This window comes from Nonomuraea sp. NPDC049480, assembly GCF_044465905.1.
Taxonomy (GTDB): Bacteria; Actinomycetota; Actinomycetes; order Streptosporangiales; family Streptosporangiaceae; genus Nonomuraea.
Genome location: NZ_JBITMD010000022.1, coordinates 137,723 through 151,442, shown reverse-complemented (window position 1 = coordinate 151,442; position 13,720 = coordinate 137,723). Strand labels below are relative to the sequence as shown.

Here is a 13,720-nt window from a genome sequence, read left to right as displayed (position 1 = left end):
ACCTCACCAGGGGGCGACGCGGTAGTCCTTCAGCAGGCACCCGTACGGCGGATCGCCGGCCTCACCACGCACGATCGGGTCGTACACGCGGGCGGCGGCGTCCACCACGTCCAGCGGCGGCCGGAACCCGGCGGCGGCCCTGCGCCGCTGATCCGGGTCGGGCTGCTGGTCGGAGAACCAGCCCGGGTCCACGCTGGTGAGATAGACCCCGGCGGCGGCCAGCTCGGCGGCGCTGGTGAGAGTCAGCATGTTGAGCGCGGCCTTGGCCATGTTGGTGTGCGGGTGCTCGGGCCCCTTGTACACCCGGCCGAACTGGCCCTCCGCGGCCGAGACGTTCACCACGTACCTGCGCGGGCGCGGCGAGCGCACGAGCAGCGGGCGCAGCCTGCCGATCAGCAGGAACGGCGCGGTCATGTTGATGAGCTGCACCTCAAGGAGCTCCACCGGGTCGATCTCGTGCACCAGCCGGGTCCAGGAGTTGTCCGGCGAGGGGTCGGGGAGCAGGCCCGCGACGTCCACCGTGCCCTCCGGCAGGAACACCTGCCCCGTGGTCAGCTCGGTCGTGTTCTCGCCCGCGAGCAGCGCCTCGTAGGAGGAGGCGGGCGGGCGCACGGTCTGGGCGGCCAGGTTCACCAGGATGTCCAGCGGCTCGCCCGCGGCCACCTGCTCGTCACACCACCGCACCACCGAGGGGAGGTCACGCAGATCCATGCCGGTGACGGTGAGCCGGTCACCCCACTCGCCGAAGTCGGGCACGGCGGCGAAGCGGCGGCGCGCATCCTGCGGGAACCGGGTGAGCGCGGTCACCGCCGCCCCGTCCCGCACCATCTTCAGCACCAGCTCGAACCCGGCCTTCACCCGGCCGCCGGTGACGATGGCACGTCTGCCGGAGAGGTCGGTGCGGGCCGTGCGCCGCCGCCTGTTCTCCTCGGCGCACACCGGACAGAGCCGGTCGTAGAGCTCATCGACCTCGCGAAAGTGGGCCTTACAGGCGTAACACCTGGTCAGTCGGTCGATGCGGCGCGACAGGGCGGCCGGCGGGGCAGGCGACCAGGCGGCAACCCTTTCGCCCGGGCCGGCAGCGCCGGTCGTGATGACAGGGGCAGTCCCGGTGGCCAGCGCGGCCGCGTCCTCCTCCGCCCGCTGCCGCCGCTTCCTGGCTTGCTCGTTCCGACGCGTCCTCTTGATGAAGGCGCTGACCGCGTGCTGGACACGTACGAGATCGGGATCGCCGTCAGGCGCCTCGGCCAGCTCGGAGAGCACCCTCAGGCACACCTGCACATCATCGTCGCGCACAAATCAGATGATATTGCTGGGTCTGCCCCGCTCTACTGGGATCCATGGGAGGAACACAGGTGACGTCGAAGCTGGCTGACTTCATCGACGCGATGATCGATCTGGGCATCACCGGCCAGATCTTCGGCGAGCACGGGATCGGCAAGACCTCGACGTTCTTCTCCCACCTCAGGGACAGGTACCGGCTGGTGTACGTGCCCGCCGCCAACCTGACCCCTGACGACCTGCTCGTCAACGCTCCGGTACGGCAGGACGGCGAGCTCGTCCTGCGCCAGCTCATCATGCGCCAGCTCAAGCCCGGCCGTCCTTTCGTCCTGCTCATCGACGACTCGCTGCAGGCCGGAGACACCATCCAGTCGCAGCTCATGCAGATCGCCTGCTCGTGGACGCTGGGCGAGCACGACCTGCGGGCGCTCGGCTGCGCGGGCGTCTTCCTCACCGACAACGAGTCGCTCGCCGAGACAGCCGCACGCCGCTCCGACCTCGCGATCCTGGACCGCATGGCCACCCTGCGGATCACGGCGGCTGACACGGCGTGGCGGCAGGCGCTCTCGCGCAAGTTCCGCGACATGGATCTGTCCGGGGTCTTCCGCGTCTGGGCCGCGCTGCCGACCGAGCTGCGCCGCCTGTTCCCACCGCGCACGCTGGAGCACGTGCTCGACTGCGCGCTGGCCGGGCTGCCGCCGCAGTGGGGGCTGCCCCTGGTCAACGGCGAGCGGCTGCACCTGGCCGCGCCCCGTGCCGACGGCACGCCGGGCCAGGACGAGGCGCCGCGGATCCTGGAGCGAATCGTCGCGGAGCTGCGCCGCGCGGGGGCGGACGTGCCCGCGCCCGGACACCTGCCCGACGCGGTGCGGAGGGTCGTCCGCGAGGCGCTGCGGCGGCGTTGGGCCGTGCTGATCCAGGGTCCGCCGGGCTGCGGCAAGACCGAGGTGGTCAAGGAGGTGGTGCGGGACGAACTGGGCCGCGACCCGATCTACTTCTCGCTGCCCGTCACCAACGTCGAGGATCTCTGCGTGCCACTCCCCACCGCCGACGGCACGCTCGACAACCTGCTCGCCGGGATCTTCATCGGCCCGGACGCGAAGGCGATCGTGTGGGACGAATACAACCGGCCCAAGGACAGATCGGCCTTCGCCAGGCTCATGGAGATCACCCAGGAGTGGTCGCTGGCCGGGCGGCGCATCGAAGGGCTCAAGGCCCAGGTCGCGCTGCAGAACCCGCCATACCATCTGGGCCGGAAGCTGCTGGTCGCGCGCAACACGATCGCGCAGGCCTCCCGCTTCACGGTCTCCCTGGACATCGGCCCGGACGACATCCCGGCGAACGAGTGGCTGATCGAGCGTTACGGCGCGGTCGCGGAGACCGTGCTGGAGTGGTGGAAGAACGACATCGACGACGAAGGACGCGCCTGGATCACCAAGCGCACCCTGGAGCGTCTGATCAGGCTGCACGGACGCGGGCTGCCACTGGAGATGGCGAAGATCTACCTGGGTGACGGGGAGTACGCACCGGTCCCACTCGCCGACCTGGAGGCCAGGCTCGCCGACCGTCAGGTGACCGGGCTCCGCGAGCTGGCCGACGACCTGGACGGCTGGACGGATCGGCTGCGCCGGGCGGCGGACGAGGCCCCGGAGGGCACGGACGCGAGCGACGTCGTGCACCGCATCCTGGCCAACGCCGAACTCCCGCAGCTCCGCGCCCATCGGAGCACGGCCGCTCGCCTGGCTCCGCTGCTTCCGCCCAAGCTCAAGGCCACCTATCTGGTGGGAGTGGACGGCGAGCGGCAGCGCTTCTGGATCGAGGTCTTCACCGGCGGCTGAAGCGTCCCTCTCCTCCCGGTATGTCGGCGGTATGTTCGCGGACCGTCGCGCCCATGATCAGTTGTCCTGCCGTGTCACGTGCCGTCAATCTGATGGCCGACTCCACTCAGAGAAAGGGACGGCAGTGAAAAAGACGAGGATCATCGCGAGCGGGCTCGCGGGCACCGCAGCGGCGCTGACCCTGATCAGCGCTCCGGCAGTGGCGAACGCGGAGCCGAGTAAGGCGAAGAAACTGGCCGTGGCGGTCCAGCTCACGTTGGCGACGGAGGACAGCTTCTGGGCGTGGGTCAAGTTTCGGGCGAACAGGAACAAGGACTCCGTCAAGCAGTACAACTTCAGCTGGAACAGCGACGGTTGCACAGTGAAGGACGCGGAGAAGATACCGAGCGTCAAATCCTGGGGGAAGATCTTCGCGATCCCGTGCATGCGACACGACTTCGGCTACCGCAACCTCAAGGATCTGGTCAGCACCAAGAGGTGGAACGACACCTATCGCAAGGGCGTCGACCAGGCGCTCCTGCAGGACATGCTCAGGACATGCAGCGGCATGAAGGCATACCTGAAGCCAAGCTGCAGGTCCGCGGCGGCGCAGTTTTACGCGGCTGTCCGATGGAAGGGGAAGTAGCCCCGCCGCGGGCGCGTCACAACCCGGGCAGCTCCGTGCCGTCCATCAGCGGTCCGGCGCCGTACGGCTCCAGCCACCGGTAGCGGTGCCGCCCGTCACCGATCCGCCAGTCGCGCGGGCTGTTGGTGTGCAGCCAGTCCAGGGGCTCCACACCGCCCGGCTCACCACCGTCCAGCGCGATCCGCACGGCGGCGCGCAAATCGGCGTCCACGCCGCCGGTGCGTGACCGCGGGTCCACCGAGACGAACAGCGCGGTCCCCGACCGGGCCACCAAATCGAGGAACTCCCGGTTGCGCGCCCACGGGGTGGCCGGAGTGCAAGGCACGCAGTCGGCGTCCACGGCGAAGAAGGTCCGGTGCTGGGCCAGCCGGAAGGCGAGGGTGTTGACCCCCATCCGGCGGGTCCGCTCCCAAAACCTGCCGGAGGTGTCGTCTCCGGTCCGCTGCAGGTGGACCAGGCCGGCGGCCAGGTGGCCGACCGTGTTGCAGCCCAGGACCATCGCGTCGCCGGCCGCCTCCCGGATGGTCCGGTACAGGCCCACGAGCACCTCGGCGTTGGTGACGGTGCGGTCGGCCAGTGCCCAGCCGGGCTCGGTGAGCCGCCGGCCCATGTGAAAGCCCCACCGGGCGAAGTGGTCGTACGTGGAAAAGTCATGCTTGATCAGCTCGAAGCCCCAGCGGGTCAGGCGGCGGACGTCGGCGCCGATGGCGTGCAGGTTGTCCGGGATGCTCAGGTCAAGCGGCTGCTCCGGGACCGGTCGCGGGCCGGCCCGCAACCGGTTGGGGTCGTCGACGACGGACAGCGCGGCCGGACGGAGCCAGATGCCGGGGCGGGCGCCCGCGGCGGCGATGCCACCAGCCAGGCCCGGCATGTCGTCGAAGAGGCCGGGGATCCCGGCCGTCCACGGCCCGCCGGGGGCCTCGCCGCCCGGGCTCCACCCGGCGTCCACCACGCAGAACGGGCGGATCGGGTGGCCGTCGGCCAGCTCGACGATGGTCTGCGCGTCCCGCAGGACCTCGCCCGGGCCGAAGCCGCCGCCATAGGCGTAGTACCAGTTGTTGGCGCCGACGACCGGCTCGGCCGGCAGCACCGGGTCGTCGCACATGGCCCGGCACAGCTCGGTCAGCGCGGCGAACGGCGACGCGTCCGCGCGCGGGCCGAGCCGGACCACGGTCGCTGCGTGCAGCCGCCGCGGGCCCGGCTCGACCGGCGCGGCGCCGTTGCGCACGTCCAGCCACAGCGTGACTCCGTCCTCGTCGAGGTTCCAGGAGCAGAAGGCGGCGGGCCGGACCCGCACGCCCATGCCCTGAGTGCGGCCGGTGGCGGGGTCGTGGCCCAGCCAGTACCAGGGCATGACGCGGTCCGGCTGCCGGTGCCGCCACTGCAGGTCACCGTAGGAGCGTTCCCAGGCGTCGCCGAGGATCAGGGCCCGCTCCGGCAGGGGATCGCGCCACCGCAGGGCCACCCGGGACAGGCCGCGGCGCGGAGAGCTCAGGTGGATCGCGAGGCCTTCGCCCGCCGGGCTCAGGTCGACCGCCACAGCGGCGGTGGCGAAGCCGGCGTGGCCGCGCCGGGCCGGGTCCGGCCCGGCGCGGTCGTGGTGCAGGACGAACACCTCATCGGGCATACGCACCTCGGTCATGACGCTCCAAGCGGGAGAGGTGGGGACGCATCACAGGCTCGTGGAGCCGCTTGCGGGCTTTGCGTAACGGACTCGTAACGAGGGATTGACATGCGGTTCCGGCCGGGGCACTTTGAAGGCCAGCTTAGTTGCTAAATCCAATTAGTAAATCGAAACTGGCCATCGTCAATCACGACTCTCTCCTGTTGATCGCCGTCTGTAGCTTGGTCTACTAAATCGATTTACTAATCTTTAATCCCCCTGAACGGAGATGCGCAGTGCCGCAAGAGACCAGCACGCGAGCCGGGGAGCCGACGGCGCCGCACGGAGCCGCACGGAGCCGGCCGGAGCCGATCCACCTGCGGGCGGGCGGCGTCAGCCTGGTCCTGGACGCAGGCGGCCCGCGCCTGCCGAGCGTGCTGCACTGGGGCGGCGACCTCGGAGACGTCCCCCCGGCCCGGCTGCGCGAGCTGGCGCTCGCCGCCGTTCCCCCCGTCGTCTCCGGCGGCACCGACACGCCCGCCGACCTCTCGGTGCTCGCCGAGCACGGGACCGGCTGGCCGGGGCTGCCGGGACTGCGCGGGCATCGCGGCGGCACGGCCTGGGCGCCGCTGTTCACGTTGACGTCCGCGCGCGCCGACGGCACGCAGGTCCGCGTCGAGGCCGTGGACGAGGCCGCGGGCCTGGAGCTGACGCTGTGGATCGCGCTCGACGCCACCGGCCTGGTCACGATGCGGGCCGCGGTACGCAACCGGCATCCTGCCGAGCCGTACGTGCTGGACGGCCTCGTGCTCAACCTGCCGGTGCCCGCCGAGGCCGCCGAGCTGCTTGACCTGACCGGGCGGCACCTGCGCGAGCGGTCACCGCAGCGCCAGCCGTTCACCGTGGGCTCCCGGGTCCGGGAGAACCGCCGCGGCCGCACCGGGGCGGACGCGTCGCTGCTGCTGGCGGCGGGCGTCCCCGGCTTCGGATTCGGCTCGGGCGAGGTGTGGGCCGTGCACGTGGGCTGGAGCGGCAACCACGTCAGCTACGCCGAGCGCCTGCCCGACGGGCGGGCCGTCATCGGCGGCGGCGAGTTGCTCCTGCCGGGCGAGGTGCGGCTGGAACCAGGGAAGGAGTACACGACCCCGTGGCTGTACGCGGCCTACGGCCAGGGGCTGGACGACGTGTCCGGCCGATTCCACCGGCACCTGCGCGCCCGGGCGGGCCACCCGGCGGCCCCGCGTCCCGTGGTCATGAACACCTGGGAGGCCGTCTACTTCGACCACGACCTGCCCAAGCTGCGCGTGCTCGCCGACCGGGCGGCCGAGGTGGGGGCGGAGCGGTTCGTCCTGGACGACGGCTGGTTCCGCCACCGCCGCGACGACCACGCCGGCCTCGGCGACTGGTACGTGGACGAGGCCGTCTGGCCGCGGGGCCTGCACCCCCTGGTCGATCACGTGCGGGCGCTCGGGATGCAGTTCGGGCTGTGGGTCGAGCCAGAGATGATCAACCCCGACTCCGACCTGGCCCGGGCCCACCCGGAGTGGATCATGTCGACGGGCGGGCGGATGCCGCCGGAGGTGCGCCACCAGCAGGTGCTCGACCTCGTGCACAACGAGGCGTACGCGTACGTGCTGGACCGCCTGGACCGGCTGATCGGCGAGTACGCCCTCGACTACCTGAAGTGGGACCACAACCGCGACCTGATCGACGCGGGCCACAGCCCGCTCGGAGAGCCGGCCGTCCACCGGCAGACGCTGGCGGTCTACCGGCTGCTGGACGAGCTGCGGCGGCGCCACCCCGGCCTGGAGATCGAGTCGTGCTCCTCGGGGGGAGCGCGGGTGGACCTCGGCATCCTCCAGCGGACGGACCGGGTGTGGGGCAGCGACTGCATCGACGCCCTGGAACGCCAGTCGATCCAGCGCTGGACCCAGCTCCTGCTCCCGCCCGAGCTCATCGGCTCCCACGTGGGCGCCGCGCACGCGCACACCACCGGACGCCGCCACGACCTCGCCTTCCGCGCGGGAACGGCGCTGTTCGGCCACTTCGGCATCGAATGGGACCTCACCTCGGCCTCGGCGGCCGAGGTAGCGGAGCTGGCCCGCTGGATCGCGCTCTACAAGGACGTGCGCGGCCTGCTGCACACGGGGCGGGTCGTCCGCGCCGACCACCCCGACCCCGCGCTGTGGGTGCACGGGGTGGTCGCGGAGGACCGCTCCGAGGCGATCTTCGCGCTGGTCGCGGTCGCCACCTCGGTCGTCGCGCCGCCCGGGCGGGTGCGCCTGCCCGGGCTGGACCCGAGTGCGGTGTACCGGGTCGAGCCGCTCGCGCCGGGCGACGTGGCCGCGGGCGTGAACCACGTACTCCCGCCGTGGCTGGCCCGCGGCGAGCTCCGGCTTCCCGGGTCGGTGCTGGGGCGGGCCGGCATCCAGGCTCCGGATCTCTATCCCGAACACCTACTGCTGCTCCGGCTGATCAGGGAGTGATCGATGGCGGACACCGTCTCCATACCCACGCCAAGGCCCGGGGCGCCCGCCGGGCGCCACACGCCGCCGCAGGCCCGATCGCACGAGAGGCGGGACCATCGGGCAGCGCTGTTCTTCATCCTCCCGGCGCTGCTCGGGTTCGCGGTCTTCTACCTGTGGCCCACGATCCGCGGCGTGTACCTGAGCTTCACCGACTACAGCCTGCTGCTTCCGCCCGAGTGGTCCGGGACGGCGAACTACGCCAAGCTCATCGGGGACGCCTCCTTCTGGCGCTCCCTCGGGGTGACCCTGGAATACGTCGTCATCAACATCGGGGTGCAGACGATCGTCGCCATCGTGCTGGCGGTCCTGATGCACCGGCTGACCAAGTCGGGCTTGCTGCGCGGCGTGCTGCTGCTGCCGTACCTCGTCGCCAACGTGGTCGTCGCCCTGGTGTGGTACTGGATGGCCGACTACACCCTCGGTGTGGTCAACCAGTTCATCGGCTGGATCGGGCTCGGCCCCTACGGGTTCTTCGGGGAAGAGCACCTGGTGATCCCGACGATCGCGCTGGTGAACGTCTGGCGGCACATGGGTTACACGGCGCTGCTGATCTTCGCCGGCCTGCAGGCGATCCCGAGGTCGCTCTACGAGGCGGCGGCGGTGGACGGGTCCACGGAGTGGCGCTCGTTCTGGCGGATCACCCTGCCCCTGTTGCGGCCGGTGCTGGCGATGGTGCTGGTCATCACGGTCATCGGGTCGTTCCAGATCTTCGACACCGTGGCCGTCACCACCCAGGGCGGCCCGGCGGACGCCTCCAAGGTCGTCTACTACTACATCTTCGAGAAGGCCTTCAGCCAGTTCGACTTCGGTTACGCCTCCGCGATGGGAGTCGCCCTGATGGCCATCCTCGCCGGTGTCTCGCTGTTCCAGATGCGCTTGCTGCGTGCGGGCGAGTCGGACCTGTCCTAGAGGAGCGCTGCCATGACCGCGATAAGCATGCCCTCGGCGAAGGCCGAGGCGGCCAGGCCGGTGCCGGCCGAGCGCCACGGACGTCGTGTCCGCGTCGGCCGGATCGCCGCCTGGGCGCTGCTCTGGATCTTCGTCCTGATCACGCTGTTCCCGTTCTACTGGATGCTGCGCACGTCGCTGTCCAACAATCGGATGCTGTTCTCCGACCCCTCGTCCTGGCTGCCCGTGGCCCCGACCCTCGGCGGTTACGAGCGGGTGTTCGGGCTGGCCACCATCCAGGAGGCCCAGGCGCAGGGCGGCTCGGGCGCCTCCATCAGCTTCTGGCTGTACCTGCGCAACTCCGTGATCGTCGCGACGGTCATCACGATCGGCCAGGTGTTCTTCAGCGCCATGGCGGCCTACGCGTTCGCGCGGCTGCGCTGGCCGGGCCGGGACAAGGTGTTCTTCCTGTTCCTGACCGCGCTGATGGTCCCGCCGATCTTCATCCATCTGCCCAACTTCGAGCTGATGAAGAACCTGGGGCTGCTCAACACCTTCGCCGGGATCGTGCTGCCGTACCTGTTCATGACCCCGTTCGCCGTCTTCTTCCTGCGGCAGTTCTTCCTGAACGTGAGCCGCGAGGTGGAGGAGGCCGCGATGCTCGACGGCGCCGGCTATCCCCGCATCTTCTTCCGGCTCATCCTGCCCATGAGCGCAGCGCCGATCGCCACGCTGTCCATCCTCACCTACATCAATTCCTGGAACGAGTACTTCTGGCCGCTGCTCGTCACCGATCCCACGAACAACGACGTCCGCGTGCTCACCGTGGCGCTCGGCCTGTTCAGGTCCCAGACGCCGCAGGGCAGCCCCGACTGGGCCGGGCTGATGGCCGCCACGCTCGTCGCGGCGTTGCCGGTGCTCCTGCTGTTCGCGGCGTTCGGCAAGCGCATCGTCAACTCCATCCAGTTTTCCGGCGTGAAGTGACCCCCCGATCTCCTCGCCAAGCTCCACAGGAAAGGACACATTGATGATCAAGAAGGTGCCGGCGGTCGCCGGCGTCGCCCTGCTCTCGCTGACCCTCGCCGCGTGCGGTGGCGGCACCAGCGGAGACACCGCCTCCGCCGGCGGGAAGGCGACCATCTCCTACTGGCTCTGGGATGCCAACCAGCAGCCGGCATACCAGCAGTGCGCCGCCGACTTCCAGAAGGCCAATCCGAACATCTCCATCAAGATCACCCAGCTCGGCTGGGACGACTACTGGACCAAGCTCACCACGGGCTTCGTCTCCGGGTCCGCGCCGGACGTGTTCACCGACCACCTGGCCAAGTACCCGGAGTTCGTCACGAAGCGCACCATCCTGCCGATCGACGATTTCGTCAAGAACGACAAGGTGGACACCGGCATCTACGCGGAGGGTCTGGCCGACCTGTGGGTCGGCGCCGACGGCAAGCGGTACGGCCTGCCCAAGGACTGGGACACCATCGCCGTCTTCTACAACAAGAAGCTCACCGAGAAGGCGGGGATCACCGATGCGCAGCTGAAGGAGATGGCCTGGAACCCGGCCGACGGCGGCACCTACGAGAAGATCATCGCCAAACTGACCGTGGACAAGAACGGCAAGCGCGGTGACGAGCCCGGCTTCGACAAGAGCAAGGTCGAGACCTACGGCCTGTGGCTGGAGAGCTCCGGCAACGGCGTGGGCCAGACCCAGTGGAGCATGTACGCCGTCAGCAACGGCTGGAAGTTCACCGACAAGAACCCGTGGGGCAGCCACTACAACTACGACGACCCCAAGTTCCAGGAGGCCATCACCTGGTGGAAGAGCCTGATCGACAAGGGTTACATGCCGCCGCTCAAGGCGACCGAGGGCGTGGCCTGGAATGACATGCTCTCCGCGGGCAAGGGCGCCATGGCGACCAACGGCAGCTGGATGATCGGTTCGGTGTTCGGCTCCAAGTCCGACAAGTTCGAGCCGGCGCTCGCCCCGCTGCCCGCCGGCCCTACCGGCACGCGGACGAGCATGTTCAACGGCCTTGCCGACTCGATCTACGCCGGCACCAAGAACAAGGACGCCGCGTGGGCGTGGGTGAAGTATCTCGCCTCTCCCGCCTGCCAGAATGTCGTCGGCGAGCACGCGGTCGTCTTCCCCGCCATCCCCGCCGCGGTGGAGGTCGCCCAGAAGAAGTTCGGGGAAAAGGGCGTCGACGCCGAGGCATTCACCGTGAACGTCACGGACAAGACGACCTTCCTCTTCCCGATCACCGACCACGCAGCCCAGATCGAGTCCGTCATGAAGCCGGCCATGGACGCCGTGATCGGCGGCACCGCCCCGGCGAGCTCGCTGAGCAAGGCCAACGAGCAGGTCAACGCCCTGTTCCAGTGAGCGGGCCGACGCGCGGAGTGCCCGGCCCGGTCACGGCCGGCGCCGGGCACTCCCGGGGAACGGATGTCCGCCCGTTCGGATCGAGCGCGAGCCAGTGTGGTCACGCTCGATCACGTTCCAACAGAAGAGTCACGATCAGGGGTGCTCAACGGCCGGAGCGCCTGCGCTACGCTGATCACGCCCGGGGCCGAGGGGGAGGGCACGATGCAACCGCACGACACCGCCGGCAGGCAGGGGGCCCGGTCACGGAGGCGGCGTCCCACCATGGCGGATGTGGCCCGGCTCGCCGGTGTCTCGCCGACCACCGTCTCGTTCGTCATCAACGAGCGTCCGGGCAGCGGCATCCCGGAGGAGACCCGCCTGCGGGTGCTGACCGCGGTCGAGGATCTCGGTTACCAGCCCAACCGCCAGGCACGCAGCCTGCGACTCCAGCGCACCCGTCAGCTCGGGTTCCACGTCTCCGGCGAGCTGCTGGAACCCCATCACGTCTTCGCGGTGTCCTTCGTATCGCATCTGCTGCGTGAGGCCGAGCGGCGGGGCTACCAGATCCTCGTCTTCACCTCGAGCGGCGACGTGACCGACCGGCTGAGCGAGCTCGTGGCGGCCCACAGCGTCGACGGATTCGTGATCACCGACTCCAGCATCGACGATCCGCGGGCCCGCTACCTGGCGGGAGTGGGGATGCCTTTCGCCTCGTTCGGGCGTACCGAGGCCGACCTGCCACAGTCGTGGGTCGACGTCGACAACGTCGCGGGCATCGGTTCCATGATCGACTACCTGGTCGGCAGCGGACACGAGCACATCGCCTACGTGGGGCCCCGTCAGCCGGGCTACTGGTTCCGCGAGCGGCTGGAGGGTTTTCTCGCCCGGACGCGGCACCACGGGCTGTCCGTGCCCGACTCATGGGTGGTGCAGGAGCCGCGGGAGAAGGTCGAGGCCGCCGTGGGCCGGCTGGTGTCCGGGCGGCGGCGCCCCACCGCGGTGGTCACCGCGGCCGACTGGCTGGCCGTCGAGGCGATTCGCGCCGTGCGGTCGGCGGGGCTGCGGGTCGGCCACGACGTGGCCGTGACCGGCTTCGACGGCGGTCCCCTGCAGTGGCTCACGGATCCGCCGCTGACGACAGTGCGGCTGCCTTTCGAGCAGGCCGCTGCCGCGTTGGTGGAGCGCTGCCTGCGCGAGATCGAGGAGGGCCCCACGGGCGAGCCGGGCGTCTACCTGCCGACCGACATCGTCGTGGGTGGCTCGGCCTAGCAGTGGCCGATGGCCGCGGGTGACCTGTTGGGTGCGCCAACAGCGTCGTCAACGTCGCAGAGATCACTGGACAGACCAGAACATGATCAGTATGGACTGCTGGCGGCGCACGGGTTCGATGAAGCCTTCTTCGGGCTCTGGGTGGAACGGGACGACCTCGACGAGCTGGCCGGATCATAACAAGTGGTGAAAACTTGTGCCATGCGTGACAAGCGTGGCGAAAACTGTTTTAATCCCACGCTAGGTGCCACCGGGACGGCACAAGCCCGGTGTGGCTGTTTCCTCGAAATCGCGGCTTCGTGGGAAAGGCAGGCTCGTGGGAGCTCCAAGTGGCGAAGTCATCGTCACGGGCGGTCTCGGTTTCATCGGCTCACATCTGGTGGACGCGTATCTCGAAGCGGGCCACCGAGTAACGATCATCGACTCCAACGCGGGCGCGGTCATCGACGGCGAGGACTACGATGCCGACCCCCGCTGCACGGTCGTCCGGCAGCGGGTGGAGGACTACCTGGCGGCAGGCGGCGACTTCGCCGGCGCCGACCGCGTCATCCACGCGGCCTCATACGTCGGTCCCGCGAGCATCCTGTCCAGGGCGGGCCGGCTCGGCCACGACATCATCGGCAGCACCGCACCGGTCATCGACGCCTGCATCGGCGCCGGTGCGCCGCTGTGCCTGTTCAGCTCGGCCGAGGTGTACGGGCGCAGCGGCGTGCTCGACGAGAAGGACGACATCGTCGTACCGACGCAGTACAACACCCGCATCGAGTACGCGATCGCCAAGACGCTGGCCGAGGCGATGGTCTCCAACAGTCGCCGGCGCGGTCTGCGCGGCGTCGTCATCCGGCCGTTCAACGTGGCGGGGGCGCGGCAGTCCCGGGCGGGCGGGTTCGTCATGCCCACGTTCGTCCAGCAGGCGCTGGCCGAGAAGCCGATCACCGTGTTCGCGGGCGGCGAGCAGGTCAGGGCGTTCATCGCGGCGAGCGACCTGACCGGCTTCCTCATCGACTACATGGACGCGGCGCTGGACAGCGACGACATCGTCATCAACGTCGGCAACCCGGCGAACGCCATCACCATCATGGAGCTGGCCCATCGGGTGAAGGACCTCCTCGGCAGCGCGTCGCCGATCGTCAGCGTCGACGGCAGGAGCGTGCACGGGCCGTATTACGCGGAGGCGGAGTCGTTCCACAAGATCCCGGCGCTGCGGGCGGCGACCGGCCTCGGCTGGCAGCCCAGGATCGCGCTCGACGAGCTGATCCTGAGCACCGCAGCGTACTATCGCGCCCGCGAGGACCGGAGGGCAGTGAATGCGCCGCTTTGACC

At 69.8% G+C, this 13,720-nt stretch carries 10 protein-coding genes; 8 read left to right on the top strand and 2 right to left on the bottom strand.

The window, feature by feature from the left end:
* Positions 1–3: 3 nt before the first annotated feature.
* Positions 4–1,296 carry an SDR family NAD(P)-dependent oxidoreductase gene (locus ACIBX3_RS44515; RefSeq protein ID WP_397126672.1) on the bottom strand — a complete coding sequence of 431 codons (1,293 nt, stop codon included), beginning with the start codon at positions 1,294–1,296 and terminating at the stop codon, positions 4–6.
* Between the two features lie 59 nt (positions 1,297–1,355).
* On the opposite strand from ACIBX3_RS44515, the gene ACIBX3_RS44510 reads away from it, so the two are divergent.
* Together ACIBX3_RS44510 and ACIBX3_RS44505 are read left to right on the top strand one after the other, a co-directional pair.
* Positions 1,356–3,119 carry an AAA family ATPase gene (locus ACIBX3_RS44510; RefSeq protein ID WP_397126671.1) on the top strand — a complete coding sequence of 588 codons (1,764 nt, stop codon included), beginning with the start codon at positions 1,356–1,358 and terminating at the stop codon, positions 3,117–3,119.
* Between the two features lie 31 nt (positions 3,120–3,150).
* Positions 3,151–3,744, top strand: coding sequence for a phospholipase A2 (locus ACIBX3_RS44505; RefSeq protein WP_397126670.1), 594 nt, complete (start codon positions 3,151–3,153; stop codon positions 3,742–3,744).
* A gap of 16 nt (positions 3,745–3,760) precedes the next feature.
* Here ACIBX3_RS44505 and ACIBX3_RS44500 read toward each other — a convergent pair whose 3' ends face one another.
* Complete coding sequence (locus ACIBX3_RS44500; protein WP_397126669.1) at positions 3,761–5,386, bottom strand: hypothetical protein; 1,626 nt, start codon at positions 5,384–5,386, stop codon at positions 3,761–3,763.
* A 332-nt stretch (positions 5,387–5,718) separates the two neighbouring features.
* Between ACIBX3_RS44500 and ACIBX3_RS44495 the strand changes: the two genes are divergently transcribed.
* The 6 genes from ACIBX3_RS44495 (at position 5,719) to ACIBX3_RS44470 (ending at position 13,718) form a co-directional block, all read left to right on the top strand.
* Positions 5,719–7,833, top strand: coding sequence for an alpha-galactosidase (locus tag ACIBX3_RS44495; RefSeq protein ID WP_397126711.1), 2,115 nt, complete (start codon positions 5,719–5,721; stop codon positions 7,831–7,833).
* Positions 7,834–7,836: 3 nt separating this feature from the next.
* Positions 7,837–8,784, top strand: a complete 948-nt coding sequence (locus ACIBX3_RS44490; protein WP_397126668.1) for a carbohydrate ABC transporter permease — start codon at positions 7,837–7,839, stop codon at positions 8,782–8,784.
* Between the two features lie 12 nt (positions 8,785–8,796).
* Entirely contained in the window at positions 8,797–9,747 is a 951-nt protein-coding gene (locus ACIBX3_RS44485; RefSeq protein WP_397126666.1) for a carbohydrate ABC transporter permease, read from the top strand.
* A gap of 43 nt (positions 9,748–9,790) precedes the next feature.
* The gene (locus ACIBX3_RS44480) at positions 9,791–11,146 is read left to right on the top strand and encodes an ABC transporter substrate-binding protein (RefSeq protein ID WP_397126665.1); all 1,356 of its coding nucleotides are present in this window, start codon (positions 9,791–9,793) and stop codon (positions 11,144–11,146) included.
* Between the two features lie 264 nt (positions 11,147–11,410).
* Positions 11,411–12,397 carry a LacI family DNA-binding transcriptional regulator gene (locus tag ACIBX3_RS44475; RefSeq protein ID WP_397126664.1) on the top strand — a complete coding sequence of 329 codons (987 nt, stop codon included), beginning with the start codon at positions 11,411–11,413 and terminating at the stop codon, positions 12,395–12,397.
* Positions 12,398–12,713: 316 nt separating this feature from the next.
* Positions 12,714–13,718: an NAD-dependent epimerase/dehydratase family protein gene (locus ACIBX3_RS44470; RefSeq protein ID WP_397126663.1), complete on the top strand. Its 1,005-nt coding sequence runs from the start codon at positions 12,714–12,716 to the stop codon at positions 13,716–13,718.
* Positions 13,719–13,720: the final 2 nt, after the last annotated feature.